Below are 20,335 nucleotides of genomic sequence, written 5' to 3' on the forward strand. Positions count from 1 at the left end.
GAAGCAGGCCCAAGTAGCAAGTCGTATGTGTCGAACAGATCGGTGCATGACGTCCCGATGATTGATTGAAACGAACCATGCTGACTAATCAATCCCGTCGCTTCTGTGTGGCCCCTATGATGGAATGGGTAGAGAATTTCATGAAATCAAATAGTTAGAGGTGGGGCGTGTGCAAATCTTGTGCACGAATGTTGTTCGATCTTTCACGATCCGTTCCTCCGGTGTGGACCTCATTCTATTTTTTCACTGCGCGATCTCGCGCTATTCGATCCACGCTCCCGCGCGGGGAGCGACCGCCCGGCGTAACGCTTGGCACAATGGCAATCGCCGTGACATTCGCACAATAGTGTTGGAACCGAAGCTAACAGTTCAGGTTGCTTGATGTATCGCGCGTGCTTCCCGCGAACGCCGCTACACGCGCCGCGCCAATCCGTTGCGTCGTTTTTTGTTGGTCAGGTTGAAGCCGGGCAGGTCGAAGGTCATTGGTGCGAATGAGATCAGCCGGCTTTGTCTTCGCCTTCATCGTTGCCCTTGCACTCGGCGCCGCAACCTATTTCTATTTCGGCGACCCGCAGCAAGTCGCGCAAACGACCACCCCCCCGCCGGTCGATGTCGGGGTTATCGATTTGCGCCGCGCAGACGTGCCCTTGCCGCTGACAAATGCCGGCCGCGTCGCCGGATTTCGCAATGTCGAGGTTCGGGCGCAGGTTGGCGGCACCATCCTGAAGCGCGAATTCGTTGAAGGCGCCACGGTGCAGCAGGGCGCGGTGCTGTTCCGGATCGATCCACGCAGCTATCAGGCTGCACTGGACCGCGCCAATGCACAGGCATTGCAGGCCCGCGCAACCCTGGTGCAAGCCGAGGAGAATTTCATCCGCATCGAGCAACTGGCGCAGCGCCAGGTCGCGACTGACAAGCAGCTGGAGGACGCACGCGCCGCGCGCGATCTCGCCCGTGCCGCGCTGCAGAGCGCGCAGGCTGACATCGAGACCGCCAAACTCAATCTCGAATTCACCACCGTGACCGCGCCGGTGTCCGGGCCGACCAGCCTGACGTCGCCGCCGGAAGGCGCGCTGGCGCAGGCGCAGCAGACCGTGCTGACCACCATCACCCAGCTCGATCCGGCCTATGTGAATTTTTCGCTAAGCGAATCCGAATTCGTCGCGCTGCGCGGCATCAATCAGGCGCGCGACCAGCCGCTGAAACGCTCCGACATCGACGTGACGTTGCAATTCGGCGACGGCTCCTTCTACCCGGCGAAAGGCCAGATCAACGAGGCCGCCTCGGTGGTCGATCCGCGAACCGGCACCCTGCAGATACGGGTGATCTTCCCCAATCCGGACGGCGCGCTGCTACCGAACCAGTTCGTCCGTGTGAAGCTCACCGGCGTGGTGCTGCAGGGCGTCTTCGTGGTGCCCGAACAAGCAGTGTCGCAAGGTCCGCAAGGTGCCTTCGTCTACGTGCTCAATTCCGGCAATGACAGCGTCATGTCACGGCCGATCAAGCTCGACCGCAAGGTCGAAGGCGGCTGGGCGGTGAAGGAGGGGCTCAACGACGGCGAGAAGCTGGTGGTCGACGGATTGCTGCGAATTCACCCTGGCGCGAGGGTGAAGCCGGTGCCGGTGAATCCCGACGGCGAGGCCAATGCAAGGACTCGGGCTGAAGCGGCGGGGCCGGCCGTGTCGTCCGGCCAGGCGAAGTAATGTTTTCGCGCTTCTTCATAGACCGGCCGGTGTTCGCCGCGGTCATCTCGATCGGGATCGTCCTGGTCGGATTGATCTCGATGCGCGCATTGCCGATAGCGCAATATCCGGCGATCGTGCCACCCGAGGTGCGGATCAGCGCGACCTATCCCGGAGCTTCCGCCGAAACCATCGCCGAGACGGTGGCCGCGCCGCTGGAGCAGCAGATCAACGGCGTCGAGAACATGCTCTATATGCGCTCGACCTCGACGGGGTCGGGCACCCTATCGATCTCGGTGACGTTTGCGATCGGCACCGATCCGGACCAGGCCACGATCAACGTCAACAACCGGGTGCAGCGCGGCACCCCGCTGTTGCCCGCCGAAGTGGCGCGTCAGGGCGTCGTCGTGCAGAAGCGCTCCAGCGATATTCTGCAGGTGCTGACGATGTCGTCGCCGAGCGGGCGCTACGACACCATCTTCATCAGCAACTACGCGCTGATCAACATCATCGACGAATTGCGCCGCACGCCCGGCGTCGGCGATGCGACGCTATTCGGCGCGTCCGACTATTCGATGCGGATTTGGTTGCGCCCCGACAAGCTCGCGCAGTTCAGCCTGACGCCGGGCGACATCGCCGCCGCGATCCGCGAGCAGAACGCCCAGTTCGCCGCCGGCCGCTTCGGCGAAGAGCCGCAGAAGGATCCCAACGCCTTCACCTATTCGGTGACGACCCAGGGACGGTTCGCCGATCCCAGCGAATTCGAAAACATCATCATCCGATCCGACGAATTCGGCGGTGCGTTGCGGGTCAAGGATGTCGCCCGGGTCGAACTCGGCGCGCTGAACTACAGTTTCGCAGCGACCTATAACGGTGCGCCGACGGTGCCGATCGGGGTCTATCTGCAGCCGGGGGCCAATGCCCTTGAGGTCTCGGCCAACGTGCTGGCCACGATGGACCGGCTGCAGGCCCGGTTCCCGGAAGGTCTCGAGTATCGCAACCCGTTCAACACCACGCGCTTCGTCGAGGCATCGATCGAACGGGTCGTCAGGACCTTTATCGAGGCGATCATCCTGGTGACCTCGGTGGTGTTCCTGTTCATGCAGAACCTGCGAGCGACGCTGATCCCGGTGATCGCCGTGCCGGTTTCGGTGATTGGCACTTTTGCCGGCATGTACGCGCTGGGGTTCTCGATCAACCTGCTGACGCTGTTCGGGCTGGTGCTGTCGATCGGCATCGTCGTCGACGACGCCATCGTCGTATTGGAGAACATCGAGCGCATCATGCGCACCGAGAAGAAATCGCCGCGCGACGCGGCGATCAAGGCGATGGACGAGGTCAGCGGGCCGGTGGTCGCGACCTCGCTTTCGCTGTGCGCGGTGTTCATTCCGGTTTCGTTTCTCGGCGGGCTTGCCGGCGAACTGTATCGCCAGTTCGCAGTGACGATCGCGGTGTCGGTGGTGATTTCGAGCATCGTGGCGCTGACGCTGACGCCGGCGCTGGCGGCGTTGATCCTGAAGCCGCAGCACCAGGAGCCGGCGCGGCCGTTCCGGATCTTCAACCGCGGCTTCGAATGGTTGACCGACAGATACGGCGCCGTGGTGGCGTTCTTCATGCGGCGGGTGGTGGTCTCGCTGGCCGTCGTCGGCGTGATGCTCGCTGCCACCGCGGTGCTGTTCAACACCGTGCCTGGCAGTCTGGTGCCGGAGGAGGACCAGGGGCGCGTGCTGATGGTGACGTCGCTGCCGCCGGCAGCGGCGCTCAGCCGGACCCGCGAGATCGGGCAGATCACAGCCAACGCCATCAAGGACATGCCCGAAGTATCAGGCGTGGTCACGATGTCGGGCTTCGACATCCTGTCGAGCGCGCAGAAGACCAATGCCGGCGTCTCCTTCATCACCCTGAAGGATTGGGCGGAGCGCACCACGCCGGAGTCGGATGCCCGGCAGTTCGCGCCGGCGCTGAGCCGGCTCAATGCCCTGTTCCGTGACGGCGTCGTGGTCGGCTTCAATCCGCCGGCGATCCAAGGCATCAGCACCACCGGCGGCTTCGAACTGTATCTGCAGAACCGTTCCGGCGTCGCGCTGCAGGAATTGGCCGACGCCGCCGACCGGGTGGTCGCCGAGGCCGCCAAGCGTCCCGAACTGGCCGGGGTGCGCTCGCAGTTCTCGACCTCGATTCCGCAATACCGGGTCGACGTCGATCGCGACAAGGCGAAGACGCTCGGGGTGCCGATCGACAGCATTTTCCAAACCATGCAGAGCGGGTTCGGCAGTCTCTACGTCAACGATTTCACGTTGTTCGGACGCACCTACCGCGTCAGCCTGTCGTCGGAATCCGACTTCCGTAGCGCGCCAGGCGACCTGCGGTTCATCTACGCCCGCTCGGAGACCGGCGCGATGATTCCGTTGGATGCGCTGGTCTCGGTGAAGCGCGTGCTCGGCCCGGATTCGGTCGATCGCTTCAACATCTTCCCCTCCGCTAAGATCCTCGGCAATCCGGCGCCGGGATTTTCATCAGGGCAGGCGCTGGCCGCGATGCGGGAGGTGGTCGGCAACACGCTCGGCTCCGACTATTCGATCGGCTGGACCGGCTCGGCCTATCAGGAAATCTCGACCGAGGGCACCGGCTATCAGGGATTTCTGTTCGGCCTGCTGATGGTTTTTCTGATCCTGGCCGCGCAATACGAGCGCTGGTCGCTGCCATTGGCGGTACTGACGGCGGTGCCGTTCGCGCTGTTCGGTGCCATCGTCGCAATCTGGCTGCGCGGGTTGGAGAACAACATCTATTTCCAGATCGGACTGGTGACGTTGATCGGCCTTTCCGCCAAGAACGCGATCCTGATCGTCGAATTCGCCGCGCGGCGACACCGCGATGGACTGTCGGTGATCGATGCGGCACTGGAAGCCGCGCGTCTGCGCTTTCGGCCCATCATCATGACGTCGCTGACGTTCATTCTCGGCGTGATGCCGCTGGCGATCGCGAGCGGCGCCGGCTCCGCCAGTCAGCACTCGATCGGCACCGGCGTGATCGGCGGCATGATCGCCGCCACCGCTCTCGCCATCATCTTTGTGCCGCTGTTCTTTCGCCTGCTGACCCGGAGCAGGCCGAAAGCGGAAGTGATTGCAACGACCGAGAGCAATCCGCCCACGACCATGTCATAATGACCTCCCCGTTGTGATGCTCGTGAAGTACGTATCTCGCTGCCATCGTTGGAGGCAGTTCAGACGAGCGCCGAGAGGCCGAGCAGAATGGCGACCAGCAGCAGTGCGCTCCCGCTCGCCGCCGATCCGGCGAGCCACGTCTCCACCGATTGCGCCGGCCAAGCCAACCCGGCGAGCAGGCGCGTCAGGTCGATCGCGGGTTGCGGAAGGTGCCAGGCTGTCCAGGCGCCGCCGACCCGGCGCACCAAGGCCTCGACAGGGCCAGCGATGTCGCCGACGGGCACGGCAACCCTGATCGGGCGCAACAAAGCCAGGCCGCCGATGACGACCGCCACCAGGATCGGCCACAGCGCATCCCAGATCACCGGGGAGGCGAACGCATAGGCGAGGGGACGTCCGGTCAAGATCGGGAACAATATCCAGGGCACGATCAGGGCAGCGGCCGCCGTCGCGGCGAACGGCACGATCAGGCCGGCTGATGCATGCGCTTCTGCGGCGGGCGGCCGTTGCGCGACGAGGAGCACCAGCGTCCGCAGCATCAGCAGCATGGTTCCGATCGCCGAGAGCGAGGCGAGGAGGCCGACCGGGCCGCTGCCGAGCGGGTCCTTGATGGCGAGTTTTGCAAGCGCGCCGCCGGTGAACGGCATGCCGGCGATTGCTGCGCCGAGAATTGTCGTTATGAGGAGCACCGGGATCGTCACTCGCTTGGAACCCGCCGCGGCGAGCACGCCGACGGCGAGGAACAGCGCGCCCTTGGCCAGCCCGTGATGGGTCGCGTAGAGCGCCGTGGCCATCGCGGTGTCGGCGACGCCGGCCCCGAACCCGGCGCCCAGCACCGCGACCATCAGCCCCATCTGGCTCATCGTCGAATAGGCCAGCACGGCTTTCGGCTGGCGCTGCGGCAAGCCGAGCAGGATTCCGCTCCAGGCGGTGACGAGGCCGAGCCAGACGAGCACGTCGGCCCAGGCCGGCAGAACGTCGACCGGCAGGAAGCGGATCAGGCCGATCAGTCCGGCCTTGACGATAACACCGCTCAGCACCGCGGAGGCGGGCACTGGCGCAGCCGAATGGGCGAGCGGCAGCCAGACGTGCAGCGGCACCAGCCCCGCCTTCAGGCCGAAGCCCATCAGCAAAGCGAGGATCGCGGCATCGCGCCACGGCGAGGCGGCGAGCGCGGCGCGCACATCGTCGATCATCAGGCTGTCGGCGGCGTTGGCGCCGAGCAGCAGACCGAGCAGCAGGCAGGTCTCGCCGAAGATCGCGAGCACGATATAGACCAGCCCGGCTCGCCACGCCGCCGCGCTGCGTTCGTGTACCACAAGGCCGTAGGCTGCTAGCGACAGTAATGCGAACGACAGATAGAAGGTCGCCGCGTCGGCGGCGACGAACGTTCCCGATGTGCCAGCCAGCGTCAGATTCCAGAACAGGCAGAACCGGACCTCGCCCTGTTTGCCACCGAGATAAGCGTAAGCGTAGAAGCCGGCGAGGGTCCACAGCAACGAGGCGAAGCCGAGAAACACCGCACCGAGCGGGTCAAGCCGGAAACTGACGCCGAGCAGCAGCCAAGGCAGACTGATCAGTTCGCCGGTGGGCGACACAAGGGCCGCGGCAAGTCCGGGCAGTGCCGCCAGCGGCAGCAGCGAGGTCGGCCGCCGCAGCAGCAGACCGAGTAGCGCCAGGGCCAGCGGCAGCGTCGGGGCCAGCGGCAGCAGGAGGTTGAAGGACTCGCTCATGGTCATGGGGTGTAATTCCGAGTGACGATGAGCGTCGACCAGCCGAGCGGGCTGAACGGCATTCCAGCGAACACGCCGGCTGCCACCACCGCCGCCGCGGTGACCAGGCCGGGGCCGATCAGCCAGGCCGGGCCTTCCCGGAAGGCGACCGCTGGCCGCGCATCGGCGGGCGGCGCCGCGAACCAGGCGCGGTACAGCAGCGGCAGGAAATAGGCGGCGTTGAGCAGGCTGGAGACGGCGAGTACCGCGAGCACCCAGTGCTGGCCTGCCTGCAGGCCGCCGATGCCGAGATACCATTTGCTGACGAAGCCCGCGAGCGGCGGCACGCCGATCATGCCGAGCGCCGCCACGCTGAACGCCGCCATGGTGAGCGGCATGCGCCGCCCGGCGCCGTCGAGATGCTCGATGCGGGTCGCACCGATCCGCTCGGCGAGCGCGCCGGCGCAGAAGAACAGCGTGATCTTCATCAGCCCCTGGTGGACGAGATGGACCACGCCACCGATGGTCGCGTAGGGACCGAACAATCCGGTGCCGAGCACGATGTAGGCGACCTGACTTACCGTCGAGTAGGCGAGCCGCCGTTTGATGTCATGCTGCTGCAGCGCGCGCAGCGAGCCGTAGACGATGGTCACCGCGGCGATGATCGCCAGCGGCAGCCCGACGCCCAGCTCATTGACCAGCGCGACGCCGTAGACGTCGTACACCACCCGGACGATGCCGAAGGCGCCGGCCTTCACCACCGCCACCGCATGCAGCAACGCGCTGACCGGCGCCGGCGCCACCATGGCGCTCGGCAGCCATCCGTGCAGCGGCACCAGCGCGGCCTTGACGCCGAGGCCCGCCACCATCAGCACGAAAGCGCCAGTGAGCACCAACGGATCGCCGGCCGAGAGGCTGCCGTGGCGGGAGAACTCGATCGGCCCGATCCCACCCTCGAGCCACAGGATGCCGGCGAGCAGCGCGGCGCTGCCGCTCATGGTGTAAGCGAGATAGCGGCGCCCGGCAGCGAGCGAGGCGCCGTCGCCCTTGTGGACGACCAGCGGCCAGGTCGACAGCGTCAGCAGTTCGTAGAACACGAAGAAGGTGATCAGCGACCCGGACAGTGCGACGCCGGTGGTGGCAGCGACGCACAGGCTGAAGAAACCGAAGAAGCGCGACAGATGCGGCCCGTCACCGAGATAGCTGATGGCGTAGACCGTGGTCAGCAGCCACAGGAAGGCGGACAAAGTGAGGAACAACAGCGCCAACGCGTCGACCCGGAGGATCAGCTCCAGCCCGGGAAGCAATGTGAGCGTCGCCTCATAAGTCTCGCCTTCGGCAACGCCGATGATCATCAGTACGGCGAGCCCGAGCTTGCTGATCGCCGCCACCAGATTGACGGCAGTGCGGGAGGTTTTGCTGGTCTCCGGTAGAAGGAAGATCACTGCGGCCGCGAGCAGCGAGGTGGCGAGTGTCAGTACCGGCAGCAGCGCGTTCACGACAGCCCCTCCACGGCGGCGCCCGGACGGCCGATCTGCAGCAGCCGATAGGGGCCGAGCGAGAGGATGCCGAGCAGCACGGACAAGGCCGCTAGGCCGAGCGCGATCGCCTGCCGTGATGGCGCGACCACGACGAGGCGGCCCGGCTGCTCCCGCTTGGCGAGCAGGCGCCCGAGCGGGCGAAACAGGTAGCCGGCGGCTAGCAAGCCACCGGCGATCATCACCACGCCCCACCACCATTGCCCGCTCGCAAAGGCGGCGCTGAGCAGGAGGTACTTGCCGATGAAGCCGCCGCTGGGCGGTAGCCCCATCAGCGACAACGCTGCGAGCCCGAATGCAAAGGCGGCGATCGGCAGGTGCTGCGCAAGTCCGTCGAGACGATCCATCCGGTCGTCGCCAGCCGCCTCGATCATGGCACCGGCGGCGAGGAACATCGCGCTCTTGGCGAGCGCGTGGGACAATGCGTGGAAGATGATGCCGGTCCAGGCGCCCGCAGTCCAGGGTTGTTGCTCCCCGGATCCGCCGGCGAGCGGAAACACCAGCAGCAGATAGCCGAGCTGCGCCACCGTCGAATAGGCGATCACCAGTTTCAAGCGGCGCTGGCGCAGCGCGAGCAGCGACCCGATCAAAATCCCGGCGGCACCGAGTGCGCCTAATCCTTGCGCTACGAATGGAGTTGCGATCGCCGGAGCGATTTCGAACCACAGCCGCAGCATGATGATGAAAGGCCCTTTGACGACCAGCGCCGACAGCAACGCGCTTGCCGGCGCCGGTGCCGAGGCATGCGCAGGCGGCAGCCAGCCGTGTAACGGGAATAGCGCGGCCTTCGCCATCAGCCCCGCCGTCATCAGCGCGACCGCGGTGAGCGTGGCGCCGTCCGTGCTGGCGGCTTGGGCGAGTAGGCGGATATCGAGTGTGCCGTGGACCAAATAGAGGATCGCCGTCCCCAGCAGATAGAGCAGTGAGCCGAGCAGGGCGAATAGCAGGTAGCGGATCGCGGCCGCGAGCGCCGCGGGCTTGCCGTCGAGCGCGACCATCGCCACCGCCGTCATGGTCAGCATTTCCAGCCCGACATAGAGGTTGAACAGATCGCCCGAGACCGCGATCGCGGCAAGCCCGCCGATCGTGCAGAACACCAATGGCCAGAACACGTAGCCGCGCCGGGTCTCGGTGCCGTCCGGCGCGGCGCCGAAGCTGGCGCGGGCAAACAGCATGACGCCTGCGCTGACCAGTGCGATCACCAGCAGGAACGCGCAGCCGAGGCCGTCGAGCCGAAGCGCGATGCCGAGCGGCGGCATCCAGCCGCCGACCGCGATCTCGATCACGCCATGGCGGGCGACCTGCGCGGTCGCGAGTGCAGCGACGGCAAGCCCGGCGAGCGCCATCGGGATGGCGACGCGGTGGGCATGGCGGCCGAGGAGGGAAGCGATCAACGCCGCCGCGAGCGGCAGCACGACGCTGATCGCGGCCCACGGCACCGCCGGGGCAACGAGGTCAACGAAGATCGCGGGCATCGCGGTTCTCCGCATCGCCCGGCGGGCGCGTCGTTGCCGTCTCCTCGTGGAGCCGGATCGCCAGGGCAACAGCGAGCGCCGTGCCGGCGAGGGCAACGACGATGCCGGTGATGATCATCGCTTGCGGCACCGGATCGACGGCAAGCGTCGGATGACGCGCCGCGAGGCTGCCGAAGTACAGGAAGACCCCGCTGCCGACCACGTTGAAGCCGAGGATGCGGCGGAGCAGGCCGGCGCCGGCGACAAGGCCGTAGAGGCCTATGCCCACCAAGGCAGCACCGCACAGGCCATAGAGCATGGGTGCGGTCATGCGAGCCGCCTCGGGCGTCCCATCACCAGCAGCGCCAGCGTGACTGCGATCGACAGTGTCAGCGCCGCCTCGATCGCGAGAATGATGGCTTTGGCCTGCGCCGCCGGAATCACGAGGAAGCCGCCGACGAACAGGCCGGCGCTGGCGACCGCGAGGAACAGCAGCGGTCCGACCGCGACGGCGAGCCGCAGCCGCAGCCGCGATACGGGCGGCGCGTCGACCAGCCCCGCCATGATGCCGAGCATCCACACCGCAGCCAGCACGGTGCCAGCCTGGAACGCGCCGCCCGGCGCATCGGCCCCGATCCAGACCAGATACACGCCGATCATCAGGCCGACAGGCGGCAACAGCCGGCCAAACGACGCCAGCACGCCGTCGATCCGAGCGTGCTCCTTCAGGCCGGGGCGGCCGCCCCAGAAAGGATCGGGGGTCAACGACCACACGCCAACCAGCGCCGCGAACAGCACGATGGTTTCGAGCAGGGTGTCGTAGCCGCGGAAGTCGAGCAGCACCGCCGTCACCGCATTGCCAACGCCGGTCGCGACCAGGTTTTCGCCGACCGGTCCGCGCAGCCCGGCGATCGCATCCGGCAGCGACAGCGACAGCAGGGCGAGCACGGAGGCGATGGCCGCACAGGGAAGCGCAGAACCGAGATGGCCCCTGTGGGGTGGTTGCGCCGCGGCTTCGCTCCGCTGCACGAGAAGCCCGGCGGCCCGCAGCAGCAGCACGCCGCTCAGGCCCGCCCCGATGGCGGCCTCGGCAAGTGCGACATCGACGGCGTCGAGCCGCACCCAGGCGATCGCGACGAACAGGCCGTAGACGATGAACAGCACGATGGCGGCGAACAGGTCGCGCGCCAACACGGCGGCGAGGCCGACACCGATGAGGAGGAGGCATAGTACGAGGTCGAAGACGAGCGGCGCCGTCATGGCCGGCGATCCTGCGACGGGCGCGCGACGAGGGCGGAGCGGGCGAAGAGCTGTGCGACGGTGGCGGCGGCGAGCATCGTCAGCAGCCAGACGACCAGCATCTTAACCGCCTTCCATGCATCGGGTGCCTGGAGCAGGAGGGCCACCGTGATGAAGCCGAGGCCCAGATTGTCGGCCTTGGTCAGGGCGTGCAGCCGGCTGTGAACATCCGGAAAGCGCAGCAGGCCGACGGTGCCGGCGACGAAGAACACGATTCCGGCGGCGAGCAGGGCGATGGTTGCTGCGTCGACAACCGAACCAATGTCGAGATCCCAGCTCATGGGGTTTCCTCCTCGGGATCGCCGACGCCGTCCGGACTGGCCGCTTTGACGAAGGCAACTGCCGCGAAGGCGGCGAGCAGCGCCAGGACCAGCGCGACATCGAGGATCGCAGGGCTGCCAGTAGCTACCGACAACAGCAGCAGGATCCCCACGCCCGCCGTGGCGGCTAGTTGGGCGCCCATCATGCGGTCGGGCCGGGTGGGGCCGCGCAGCACTCGCACCAGGCTCGCCGCAACGGTCAGCAACAGCGCGGCGGCCGTCATGAACAGCAGATCAGTCACGACGGCGGCCTCCCAGCGTCGTCCAGCGTGAGGCCGAGGCCGGCGCCGATCCGACGCTCCTCAGCGGCGATCGCCTCGTCGTGCGGCTGGTCGAGGTCGAGGCAATGCACGTACATCGCACGCCCGTCTTCGCCGGCCGCGAGTGTTCCGGGCATTAGGCTGAGTTCGCCGCCGAGCGCGGCGCGCGGCGCGCCGGAAGGCAGCCGCACCAAATACGCAAGCCAGCCGGGCGAGAGCGGCATGCGCGGATCGAATGCGCGGCGTGCCACGTCGATGCCGCCGCGCAGCGATCCGGCCAGGAAACCTGGGACGAGACCGACCAGCGTAACGAGCCGGACCCGGTGCGCTGCCGGCGGCAACAGGCGCAGGCTCAGCAGCGTTGCCGCTGCCACGGTCAGCAACCCGACGGGCCATGCCGCCGGATCGTTCGAAGTGAGCGCCACCCAGAGTGCACCGAGGAGCACGAAGCGTTTCAGGGCAATCATGAGTTTGGTCATGAGGGCGATCATGTTCGTCACCATGCGACATCGGGTCGCCGCAGCGATTTTGGGGCAGCACCGGCCACTTTGCGCCCGAATGCCGTTAGCCGAACGAGCCAAACGCACGGTTCCGCGGAAGGTTGCGCTTAGCGATTGGCAATGCGCCTGCCACCCGATCGTTGGAAAACCGGCCATGCCGGGCAAGGGGTGCAGATGTTCGAGAGTATCCGTCGCAACGTTCTGACCGGCCTGCTGACGATCGTGCCGCTCTGGATCACCGTGTTGGTAGTCGGGTTCGTACTTGAGCAGATCACCCGCCTGGGACGTCCACTGGTCCTTGGCCTGTCGCGCGGGATTCAACCCTACGCCCCCGATGCCGCCGACCTGCTGACCCGCGACTGGTTTCAGTCGCTGCTCGCGGCCGTCGTCGGTGTCGGATTCCTGTTTTCTATCGGCGCGGCCACGAACGTGGTAGTGGGGCGTCGCTACATCCGGATGCTCGATCGCCTGATCGAGCGGCTGCCGCTGGTCAAGACGATCTACGGGGCGACCCGCACGCTGATCGACTCTGTGCAACGCGGCCCGCAGGGAGGGAACGGCCAGCGGGTCGTACTCATTCCATTTCCGAACCCGAATATGCGGACTGTCGGTTTCGTCACGGCCGTGTTCGAGGCGATCGATACTGGCGAAGAACTCGCGGCAGTCTATGTGCCGACCGCGCCCAATCCGACGTCTGGCTATGTCGAAATCGTGCCGACCAAGCTATTGGTGTGGCTCGACTGGAGCGCCAATGACGCCACATCGTGGGTGAAAGAAACTCAATCAGCAGCGATGATGACGTGATCGGGTTCGAACGTCGCCGCAGCGGTCGAGCCTTCGACGAGTCCGAGATCCTCGACCTGATGACGCGGCACCACCGCGACGAGCGTCTTGCCTTTGCCGAGGTCGAGATGAACCTCCGAATGAACCTCTGCATCGATGCGTCGCACCACCGTGCCGCGAAACAGATTGCGCCGCAGCCGCGATGCGTCGGCCGGTGATACCAGACGCACGAACGGAGCTTTCACCAGCGCCAGCGCCTTTCGGCCGGGGGCGAGGTCGAGCTGTTCCGTGGCGGCATTGGTGATGATCGCGTGAATCGCGTGTTCGTCCGACACTTTGAGGACGACTTCGACGTCGACCGGCCATCGTCGAACGCTCACCACCTCGGTACGGAAGATGTTGCGCGCCGATATTTTGAATCCGGTCGCCCACAGCAGGGCGTCGCCGACGTCTTCGAGGCCTTCTGCGGCGATCAGCGAAGAGATCCTCGCCAGATGATCTTCGAGACGATGGAATGCGGTGATCAGCCGGCGGCCTTCTTCGGTCATCTCGGCGGCGCCGCCGACGCGACCGCTGGTCCGCGTCACGAACGCGGGCGTCGGCAGCAGGTTGTTGATGGCGTCGACGGCTTCCCACGCCGTCTTGTAGCTGATCCCCATCGCCTTCGCGGCCTTGCTGATGCTGCCGTGTTCGGCGACGGCCTCGAGCAGACGGATACGGTCGCGACCGACCAGGAGACGTCCCCCACTCCGAAGCTCGAGATATGCGTCGATCTTGTCGTCGGCCATCGCATGGTGTCGCGTGATTGGTTTGGGGGTGCCACCCTAGGCGATCGCGCTGCGAGGGGAAAGCGCGGCGCAGCGATGCGCAGCGCCCAGAACACCACTTCAGCGGCACGGCTTGTTGCGCAGGCCGAGTTCAGCTGCCGGTCGTGCCGCGTTGCGCCGCGAGCGAGTCGAACCAGTCGACGATCGCGTCCGGACTCACGGGCAACTCTGTCCAGTCGTCGCCCGCGAATTCGATCCAGCCCGGCAGCATCGATCGGTCCACCGCAACGAGAGCGGGAATGTCGCCGGCGACGGCGAGTCCGACTTCCTCGCGAATGCCTCGCCCGGCGATTTCCTCTTTCGCGAACCGTCCGAACAGAACGAGCTGCGGCCGGGTGGCGATCGCTTCAGCGAGCCGCACCTGCGCCATCGCGAGCCCGTCGGCGCTGAGGATGCACGAAGTCGATCCGGCGCCGAGATCCTGCGACAAGGCGATGGAGTCGCCCCGCACCACGTCATCGAGCCAAAGCGAGGCGCGGCCATTCGCGTGGGGCGAACCATAGCGGGGCACGAGGCCGGCGATTCGGGTCGCGGGACGGGCGAGGAGGCGGTCGCGGACCGCGCCGAGCGTCTGTTCGAGCGGATCGCCGGGGCGATACACCACCACGGCGAGAGGCAGCGGGCCAGCCGCTCGATTCCCCGCGCCGGTCTTGATCGCGCGGCCGCCATCGTCGTCGTGGTGATCAAGGCAGTGGTTTCGAGCATCGCAAGACATGCGTTACACCTTTGTCGTTGCAGGATGGGAAAGCGGGGATCGCGACACCACGCGCCGCCCCGAGGGGGTCACCTCGAGAGCCAGCTCGACTCCGTAGAGGCTGCGGAGACGAGCGGCGGTCAGAATATCGTCGACCGCGCCTGCGTCGAAGCGCTGCGCCGGGCCGATGACGGCGACGCGATCGGCGATGGCAAAAGCGTGCTCCGGTTCGTGGGTCGAGACCAGCAGCGCCAGTCCCCGCGATGCCAGGGCGCGGACCTGATCGAGCAGGGCCAGCCGGTTGCCAAGATCGAGGCTGGCGGTCGGTTCGTCCATCACGATGATGTCGGTGTCCTGGGCGAGCGCGCGCGCGATCAGCATCAATTGCCGCTGACCGCCCGAGATCCGATCGGCGGAGCGTTCGGCGATGCCGGCGATACCCAGTGTGTCGAGCGCGCGTCGGGCCGCGGCAACGTCGTCGCGGCTCGGCGTCTCGAACAATCCGAGCCGCGCGGTGCGGCCCATCACCACGATGTCGATCACCGTGTGGCTCGGATCGCCCTGGTAGGCCTGCGGGACGAACGCGATGTGGCGGGCGATTTGTTCGCGGCTCATTGTCGCGATGTCGCGGCCGCCGATCAGGATCTGGCCGCTCAGCGGCGGCAGCAGACCGAGGATCGTTTTGAACAGCGTGGTCTTGCCGACGCCGTTGGGGCCCATCAGGCAGGTCGTGCTGCTGCCCGACAGGTCGAGGTCGATGCCGCCGGCCAGCGCCAAACCGTCATAGCCGATCGTGACATTCCGCAAAGAGAGGCGGGGCGTCATTCGCGCCTCCACAACGCGCGCGCGCCGTGCCGGGTGATCAGCCACACGAACAGGCCGCCGCCGACCAGCGCCGTCAATACGCCGATCGGAATTTCGATGGGCGCAATGGTCCGCGCCAGCGTATCGACCACCACCATGAAGGACGCGCCGAGCAGGATCGACACCGGCAACAGCCGATCGAAACGCGGGCCGACCAGCAGGCGCGCCAGATGCGGCACCATCAGGCCGACCCAGCCGATCACCCCGGACACCGCGACGACGCTCGCGGTGATGAGCGTCGCGGCGGCGATCACCACCTGCCGGGTTCGTCGCGCGTCGACGCCGAGCGCGCGGGCGTCGTCGTCGCCGAGCGACAGCACGGCGATCCGCCAGCGCAGCAGGAACAGCGGGATCAGCCCGATGGCGACGGTCGGAACCACCACTGCGAGATCGTCGGGGCGGATGCTGGCGAGGCTGCCGAGCAGCCAGTAGGTGATCATCGGCAGTTGGGAGTAGGGATCGGCGATGATCTTGACCAGCGAGATCGCCGCCGCCGCCAGTGCGCCCACCACGATGCCGGCGAGAACCAGCATGAGAATGTCGCCGCGTTCGCGCAGCGACCAGGCCAGGGCGGAGACCAGCACGACCGTCAATGACCCGGTGACGAAGCCCATCAGTTCGATGACGGCAACCGGGAGGCCGAACAGGATTCCGATCACCGCGCCCAATCCGGCGCCGTGCGATACGCCGAGAATGTCGGGTGACACCAGCGGATTTCGGAACAGATTCTGATAGGCCGCGCCCGCAGCGGATAGCGCGGCCCCGACGCAGATCGCGGCGGCGATCCGCGGAAGACGAATCTGGAACAGCACGGTCGCGGTCTGGCCCTGGTCATGGTTGCCGGCCACCCGATCGAGGATGGTGGTCACAACTTCGCCTGGCGGAATCTGGTAAGGCCCGGTCCCTGCGGCGAGAATGACGACGAGAGTCAGCAGAACGGTGAGGCCGAGCGCGACCGGCGTGACCCGAAAATGCATCACGTTAGTGGCCGAGACCTTCGAGAAAATTCTCGATCTCTGCGTCGGGGAGGTCGACCTGATAGAACAGCCGATAGAAGCCACGCAGGTCGGCCTCGAGGTTTGTCCGTGCGCGGTCGGGATAGAGGGTATGGACCAGGAGCGGCAATCCGATCAGGCGATTGACCGACGGCGGCAGATCGATGGTGCCGAATGGCTGGTTCGGAAGCAGAAAGACGCGTCGGCTCCGCACAGCCGGGACGACTTGCCATTCGGGACGTTCCAGGATCATGCGCCGAACGGCGGGATCGATGGTGATGATCGTGTCCGGCGCCCATGCGATGACTTGCTCCGGCGAAACGCGTGCGAGGCCGCCCGCCTCGCGGACGCCTTCGACGACATTGACGGCTCCGACGCGTTCGATGATCTCGGTGTTGATCGACCCGCGGGATCCGGTTTCGAATCCGTCGAGGCCGCGGGCGAGGTAGATCCGGGGCCGCACCGCCGGCGGCACCGCCGCGACGGCGCGGTCGACCTCGGCGAAGATCGCTTCGCTGGCGCGGGCCAGGGCTTCGCCGCGTTCACTGACGCCCAGAATGTCGGCGAGCAGCCGCAGTGCTGCGGGCGTGTTCTCGAATCGCCCGTCGATCAGCAGATAGGGAATTCCGGTCTGCGCCTGGATGCGCTCGGCGATCGATCGGTAGGTGTCGCTGGTCGCGCCGAAATCGATGATCACGTCGGGCCGGCTCGCCATCAGGCGCTCCGTATTGATGGTGTCGCCGCGGCCGGTCAGCCGTCCGAGTTCTGGAAGTTCGCGCGTCGCCGGGAGCAGGAAGGGCTTGTCGATGTCGCGGGGCGTGCGGCCCCAGCCGATCATCTTTTCCGGCGCGACAACGTAGAGAAGCACGCCCGCCGGCGGGCCCGATGCGAAGACGCGATTGATGGTGTCGGGGACCTCGACGCGACGGCCGGCGGAATCGACGACGGTGCGAGCTTCCGCGGACGACGACGACGCGAGCAACTGGGCGAACAAGAGGAGGACGACCAGCACGATGCTGCGCCCTGCGAGACCGATCACGAGTGCGCCCCTCCCACCTGAAAGTCTCCAGGCTTGGGCAGTGCCATCGGTGTGAATTCAGAACGATCGGGCTTCAGATCGATCAGAGGCGTGCCGTCCAGGCAATCCAGCCCGCGGACCAGCAGACTGGCGCCGTCACGGCCATCGAGGCGGACGATCGAGGTTCCGATCGGGTTTGGGCGGATCGGTGAGCGAAGTGAAAAAGTGCCGCGCGTGACGCCGTCATTGCGGGGGCATTGCAGCAGAAGATCCCGCCGCGAACGATGCAACCAATAGAACACTTCGAGCATCGCGCCATCCGCAATGCCGGCGAGCGCCGGCAGCCAGGGGTCGAACATCTCGATGCGGCAAAGCGGTCCGTCGGCACGGCCGGCGCGCGGGCACCTGCCGAGCTCGGACCACGGCGTGTGAATCCGGCCGATGAAGACCAGCCCGGCATCGGTTTCGCCGGACCAGTCCGTGGCCACTTCGCCGTCTCTGATTTCGTTGTCCATGTTCATGCGTTGTCCAGTTCTCGTTCGCCGAGGCCGGTCCGTGCCCGAGCCTGAGGCAGAGATGTCGGATATGTAACCTCGAATTACATGATTGGAACTGTCGGTCAATGCGGTGGTCTGTCCCTTGAGAACCATCCATTGGACTTGGAGTAGTTGTTGTTCTGCCACAGTTGGGTCTGAATTCAGCCGCTGGCGGTTAAATATCGTGCAAAAGAGTACATTAACACCACTGTTTCCCGTAATGCGGGTCTCCAATCGGAATACACGCGGAATGACATTGTGTGGGAACTTTGCTTCGTTCGACAAGTAATTTCGGTAATTGATCTATATAAATAGGCGTGCCGCCGAAAGCTGAACCCGCGTCCTTCAGGTCGTGAGGGGCGCTTCAGGCAACCCGGACGTCGCCGCCAAAAAGACATTCGATCTTCCACCGAGGGCCCGCGCGCGGGCAGCGGTGGTTCTCGCTTCAACGCGCGTGAACTGGACAGAGGGGCACTATGAAACGGATAAGGCGCGTGACGATTCTGCTGGCGGGTGCCGCGACGGTCTCTTCGATCGCGGTGGCGCGGGCAGGGAATGAGGGGGCTTACGAACTCGGCATGATTCACGTGACCGCGCCGCCCGGCGATGGTTCGGAATTCGGCGAGTTCGGCGGCAGCACGATTTCCAACGCGCAGACCGAGACCTTCAACAAGAACACGCTCGACAAGGCCGTCGATCTGGTGCCCGGCGTGGTCGCCGCGCCGAGCGGCAACCAGCGCAACGAGACCAACATCTACATCCATGGCTTCGATCGCCTGCAGGTGCCGCTCTCGATCGACGGCGTGCGCATCTATCTGCCGGCCGACAATCGCCTGGATTTCTCACGCTTTCTCACCGACGACATCGCGCAGATCCAGATCGCCAAGGGGTACGTCTCCGTGCTCGACGGATCAGGCGGTCTCGGCGGCGCGATCAATCTCGTGACCAAGAAGCCCGTCAGGCCGTTCGAGGGCGAGTGGCGCAGCCAGGCCGAGTTCGGCAACAACGGCAAGTTCGACGGCTTCAAGAATTACGCGCGCGTCGGCTCCAGGCAGGACGACTACTACTTCCAGGCCAGCGGCACCTGGCGCAAGGTCGAAGGCTGGGAGCTGCCGTCGAGCTTCACGCCCACCGCCATCGAGAACGGCGGCCGCCGCGACTTCTCCGATTCGAAGGACTGGAGCGTCAACCTGAAGGCCGGCTGGACTCCGAACCCGACCGACGAGTATTCGATCAACTTCATCAAGCAGAACGGCTCGAAAAACGCGCCGTACAATGTCGAACCGACCGCGTCGCAAAAATACTGGTCGTGGCCCTATTGGAACGTGCAGATCCTGTCGGCCGCGACCAGGACGGAGATCGGCGACGATGCCTATATCAAGACCCGGACGTTCTGGGAGACCTTCGACAACGCGATCGACATGTGGGACAACGCGGCGCAGACGCAGCGATACTCCACCAGTGCGGCGCGGTCGATCTATCAGGACTGGGCGGTCGGCAACGCGCTGGAATTCGGCAAGGAGTTCGGGACTTTCGACACGCTCAAGCTCGCCACGCACGTTCGACGCGACAGCCACTCCGAATGGAGCGAACTGTTCACCGACCGCTACGGCCTGAATGCGACGACTTCACCGAAGAGTTCGTCCTGCGCCACCAGTATCACCTCGAGTTCGACCTGTTTCATCGAGCCCACCCAGACCTCGACCGAGGACACCTATTCGGTGGCCGCGGAAAACACCGTCCACATCACCCCCAGTGTCGACTGGGTGCAGGGCGTCGGTTATGATCTGCGGCATCTCAACAGGGCCGAGGATTACGTGCTCGGCCAGTACAAATCCGGCACCTACTATCAGCCTTACTGGGTCAACTATCAGCTGACCAATGATTCGGCCTTCAATTGGCAGTCGGCGGCGATCTGGCGCTATTCGGAAACGGCCAAATTGTTCCTGAACATCTCCGACCGGACCCGCTTTCCGACGTTGTTCGAGCGATACAGCTCCAGGTTCGGCACCGCGGCGTCGAACCCCGATCTGCGCCCGGAACGGGCGGTCAACTATCAGCTCGGATGGACCAATGCCTTTGCGCCAAAGAGCCAGGTTTCGGTTCTGGTCTACTATGCCGACGTCACCGACATGATCCAGTCGGTCGCGACGGGCAGGAGTTTCACCGATCCGATTTCCGGAAAAGTGTCCGCCATCACGCAAAACCAGAACGTCGGCGATGGCTACAGGTACGGCATCGACTTCGCCGTCGACTATGCCGTCAGCGCATCGTTGTTGCTGGGCGGCAACGTCTCCTACATTCGCAACGTCCTCACCAATCCGTCCGACCCGACCGTGCAGCAGACCGGCATCCCGACTGTGAAGGGGATGCTGTATGCGAGCTACAGTCCGATCGAATCGGTGACGCTCACGCCGAGCCTGCAATTCGCCGACGATCGCTGGTCGGCAAAGAACGAAGTGATCGCCAACAAGTCAGTCTCCAGTTACGTCAAGACCGGCAGCTACATGTTGGCGAACATGACGGCTGAATACCGGATGAGGGAGAATTTGACCTGGTCCGCGGGGGTGAAGAACATCTTCGATCAGGAATACGCGCTGGCATGGGGTTATCCCGACGCCGGGAGGACCTACTACATCGGGGCGAAGGCGACGTTCTGAGGGGGGCAAATTGAGTCGCGGCTTCCGCC

At 65.6% G+C, this 20,335-nt stretch carries 18 protein-coding genes; 4 read left to right on the top strand and 14 right to left on the bottom strand.

The window, feature by feature from the left end; translation table 11 throughout:
- Window positions 1-491 precede the first annotated feature (491 nt).
- Both ACTZWT_RS10690 and ACTZWT_RS10695 read left to right on the top strand, forming a co-directional pair.
- A complete protein-coding gene (locus ACTZWT_RS10690) occupies window positions 492-1,703 on the top strand; it encodes an efflux RND transporter periplasmic adaptor subunit (protein ID WP_444769897.1) in 1,212 nt (403 codons plus the stop codon).
- Window positions 1,703-4,846, top strand: coding sequence for an efflux RND transporter permease subunit (locus tag ACTZWT_RS10695; protein ID WP_444769649.1), 3,144 nt, complete (start codon window positions 1,703-1,705; stop codon window positions 4,844-4,846). The genes ACTZWT_RS10690 and ACTZWT_RS10695 overlap by 1 nt, the downstream gene beginning before the upstream one ends.
- 59 nt (window positions 4,847-4,905) lie before the next feature.
- Here ACTZWT_RS10695 and ACTZWT_RS10700 read toward each other — a convergent pair whose 3' ends face one another.
- The 8 genes from ACTZWT_RS10700 to ACTZWT_RS10735 are packed head-to-tail and all read right to left on the bottom strand — an operon-like array spanning window position 4,906 to window position 11,932.
- Window positions 4,906-6,585, bottom strand: a complete 1,680-nt coding sequence (locus tag ACTZWT_RS10700; RefSeq protein ID WP_444769650.1) for a complex I subunit 5 family protein — start codon at window positions 6,583-6,585, stop codon at window positions 4,906-4,908.
- Window positions 6,582-8,057, bottom strand: a complete 1,476-nt coding sequence (locus ACTZWT_RS10705) for a complex I subunit 5 family protein (protein WP_444769651.1) — start codon at window positions 8,055-8,057, stop codon at window positions 6,582-6,584. Before ACTZWT_RS10705 ends, ACTZWT_RS10700 begins: the two co-directional genes overlap by 4 nt.
- On the bottom strand, window positions 8,054-9,571 hold the full coding sequence (locus tag ACTZWT_RS10710) for a complex I subunit 5 family protein (protein ID WP_444769652.1): 1,518 nt from the start codon (window positions 9,569-9,571) through the stop codon (window positions 8,054-8,056). Before ACTZWT_RS10710 ends, ACTZWT_RS10705 begins: the two co-directional genes overlap by 4 nt.
- Complete coding sequence (locus ACTZWT_RS10715) at window positions 9,552-9,881, bottom strand: cation:proton antiporter subunit C (RefSeq protein ID WP_444769653.1); 330 nt, start codon at window positions 9,879-9,881, stop codon at window positions 9,552-9,554. Before ACTZWT_RS10715 ends, ACTZWT_RS10710 begins: the two co-directional genes overlap by 20 nt.
- Complete coding sequence (locus ACTZWT_RS10720) at window positions 9,878-10,810, bottom strand: hydrogenase subunit MbhD domain-containing protein (RefSeq protein WP_444769654.1); 933 nt, start codon at window positions 10,808-10,810, stop codon at window positions 9,878-9,880. Before ACTZWT_RS10720 ends, ACTZWT_RS10715 begins: the two co-directional genes overlap by 4 nt.
- Complete coding sequence (locus ACTZWT_RS10725; RefSeq protein WP_444769655.1) at window positions 10,807-11,130, bottom strand: cation:proton antiporter; 324 nt, start codon at window positions 11,128-11,130, stop codon at window positions 10,807-10,809. Before ACTZWT_RS10725 ends, ACTZWT_RS10720 begins: the two co-directional genes overlap by 4 nt.
- The gene (locus tag ACTZWT_RS10730) at window positions 11,127-11,411 is read right to left on the bottom strand and encodes a monovalent cation/H+ antiporter complex subunit F (RefSeq protein ID WP_444769656.1); all 285 of its coding nucleotides are present in this window, start codon (window positions 11,409-11,411) and stop codon (window positions 11,127-11,129) included. The genes ACTZWT_RS10725 and ACTZWT_RS10730 overlap by 4 nt, the downstream gene beginning before the upstream one ends.
- Entirely contained in the window at window positions 11,408-11,932 is a 525-nt protein-coding gene (locus ACTZWT_RS10735; protein WP_444769657.1) for a Na+/H+ antiporter subunit E, read from the bottom strand. The genes ACTZWT_RS10730 and ACTZWT_RS10735 overlap by 4 nt, the downstream gene beginning before the upstream one ends.
- 117 nt (window positions 11,933-12,049) lie before the next feature.
- Here ACTZWT_RS10735 and ACTZWT_RS10740 point away from each other — a divergent pair, with 117 nt between their 5' ends.
- Window positions 12,050-12,733 (top strand): DUF502 domain-containing protein, encoded by a 684-nt coding sequence (locus ACTZWT_RS10740; RefSeq protein ID WP_444769658.1) that lies wholly within the window; start codon window positions 12,050-12,052, stop codon window positions 12,731-12,733.
- Here the strand turns inward: ACTZWT_RS10740 and ACTZWT_RS10745 are convergent.
- From ACTZWT_RS10745 to ACTZWT_RS10770, 6 genes are all read right to left on the bottom strand, one after another.
- Complete coding sequence (locus ACTZWT_RS10745) at window positions 12,709-13,500, bottom strand: TOBE domain-containing protein (protein ID WP_444769659.1); 792 nt, start codon at window positions 13,498-13,500, stop codon at window positions 12,709-12,711. The two genes, ACTZWT_RS10740 and ACTZWT_RS10745, sit on opposite strands and share 25 nt — an antisense overlap.
- Before the next feature lie 130 nt (window positions 13,501-13,630).
- Window positions 13,631-14,146, bottom strand: coding sequence for a DUF2478 domain-containing protein (locus ACTZWT_RS10750; protein ID WP_444769660.1), 516 nt, complete (start codon window positions 14,144-14,146; stop codon window positions 13,631-13,633).
- A gap of 111 nt (window positions 14,147-14,257) precedes the next feature.
- The gene (locus ACTZWT_RS10755; RefSeq protein ID WP_444769661.1) at window positions 14,258-15,103 is read right to left on the bottom strand and encodes an ABC transporter ATP-binding protein; all 846 of its coding nucleotides are present in this window, start codon (window positions 15,101-15,103) and stop codon (window positions 14,258-14,260) included.
- The gene (locus tag ACTZWT_RS10760; protein WP_444769662.1) at window positions 15,055-16,074 is read right to left on the bottom strand and encodes a FecCD family ABC transporter permease; all 1,020 of its coding nucleotides are present in this window, start codon (window positions 16,072-16,074) and stop codon (window positions 15,055-15,057) included. The genes ACTZWT_RS10755 and ACTZWT_RS10760 overlap by 49 nt, the downstream gene beginning before the upstream one ends.
- Before the next feature lie 4 nt (window positions 16,075-16,078).
- Complete coding sequence (locus ACTZWT_RS10765) at window positions 16,079-17,131, bottom strand: iron ABC transporter substrate-binding protein (RefSeq protein ID WP_444769663.1); 1,053 nt, start codon at window positions 17,129-17,131, stop codon at window positions 16,079-16,081.
- Window positions 17,128-17,631 (bottom strand): SAM-dependent methyltransferase, encoded by a 504-nt coding sequence (locus ACTZWT_RS10770; protein WP_444769664.1) that lies wholly within the window; start codon window positions 17,629-17,631, stop codon window positions 17,128-17,130. The genes ACTZWT_RS10765 and ACTZWT_RS10770 overlap by 4 nt, the downstream gene beginning before the upstream one ends.
- A gap of 491 nt (window positions 17,632-18,122) precedes the next feature.
- On the opposite strand from ACTZWT_RS10770, the gene ACTZWT_RS10775 reads away from it, so the two are divergent.
- Window positions 18,123-20,306, top strand: a complete 2,184-nt coding sequence (locus ACTZWT_RS10775) for a TonB-dependent receptor (protein WP_444769665.1) — start codon at window positions 18,123-18,125, stop codon at window positions 20,304-20,306.
- Window positions 20,307-20,335 lie beyond the last annotated feature (29 nt).

This window comes from Rhodopseudomonas sp. NSM, from assembly GCF_052445935.1.
Classification (GTDB): domain Bacteria; phylum Pseudomonadota; class Alphaproteobacteria; order Rhizobiales; family Xanthobacteraceae; genus Rhodopseudomonas.

Coding starts and splice junctions, on each gene's coding strand:
- ACTZWT_RS10690 (WP_444769897.1), top strand. CDS start 492: ATGAGATCAGCCGGCTTTGTCTTCGCCTTCATCGTTGCCCTTGCACTC.
- ACTZWT_RS10695 (WP_444769649.1), top strand. CDS start 1,703: ATGTTTTCGCGCTTCTTCATAGACCGGCCGGTGTTCGCCGCGGTCATC.
- ACTZWT_RS10700 (WP_444769650.1), bottom strand. CDS start 6,585: ATGACCATGAGCGAGTCCTTCAACCTCCTGCTGCCGCTGGCCCCGACG.
- ACTZWT_RS10710 (WP_444769652.1), bottom strand. CDS start 9,571: ATGCCCGCGATCTTCGTTGACCTCGTTGCCCCGGCGGTGCCGTGGGCC.
- ACTZWT_RS10715 (WP_444769653.1), bottom strand. CDS start 9,881: ATGACCGCACCCATGCTCTATGGCCTGTGCGGTGCTGCCTTGGTGGGC.
- ACTZWT_RS10720 (WP_444769654.1), bottom strand. CDS start 10,810: ATGACGGCGCCGCTCGTCTTCGACCTCGTACTATGCCTCCTCCTCATC.
- ACTZWT_RS10725 (WP_444769655.1), bottom strand. CDS start 11,130: ATGAGCTGGGATCTCGACATTGGTTCGGTTGTCGACGCAGCAACCATC.
- ACTZWT_RS10735 (WP_444769657.1), bottom strand. CDS start 11,932: ATGGTGACGAACATGATCGCCCTCATGACCAAACTCATGATTGCCCTG.
- ACTZWT_RS10740 (WP_444769658.1), top strand. CDS start 12,050: ATGCGCCTGCCACCCGATCGTTGGAAAACCGGCCATGCCGGGCAAGGG.
- ACTZWT_RS10745 (WP_444769659.1), bottom strand. CDS start 13,500: ATGGCCGACGACAAGATCGACGCATATCTCGAGCTTCGGAGTGGGGGA.
- ACTZWT_RS10760 (WP_444769662.1), bottom strand. CDS start 16,074: ATGCATTTTCGGGTCACGCCGGTCGCGCTCGGCCTCACCGTTCTGCTG.
- ACTZWT_RS10770 (WP_444769664.1), bottom strand. CDS start 17,631: ATGAACATGGACAACGAAATCAGAGACGGCGAAGTGGCCACGGACTGG.
- ACTZWT_RS10775 (WP_444769665.1), top strand. CDS start 18,123: ATGAAACGGATAAGGCGCGTGACGATTCTGCTGGCGGGTGCCGCGACG.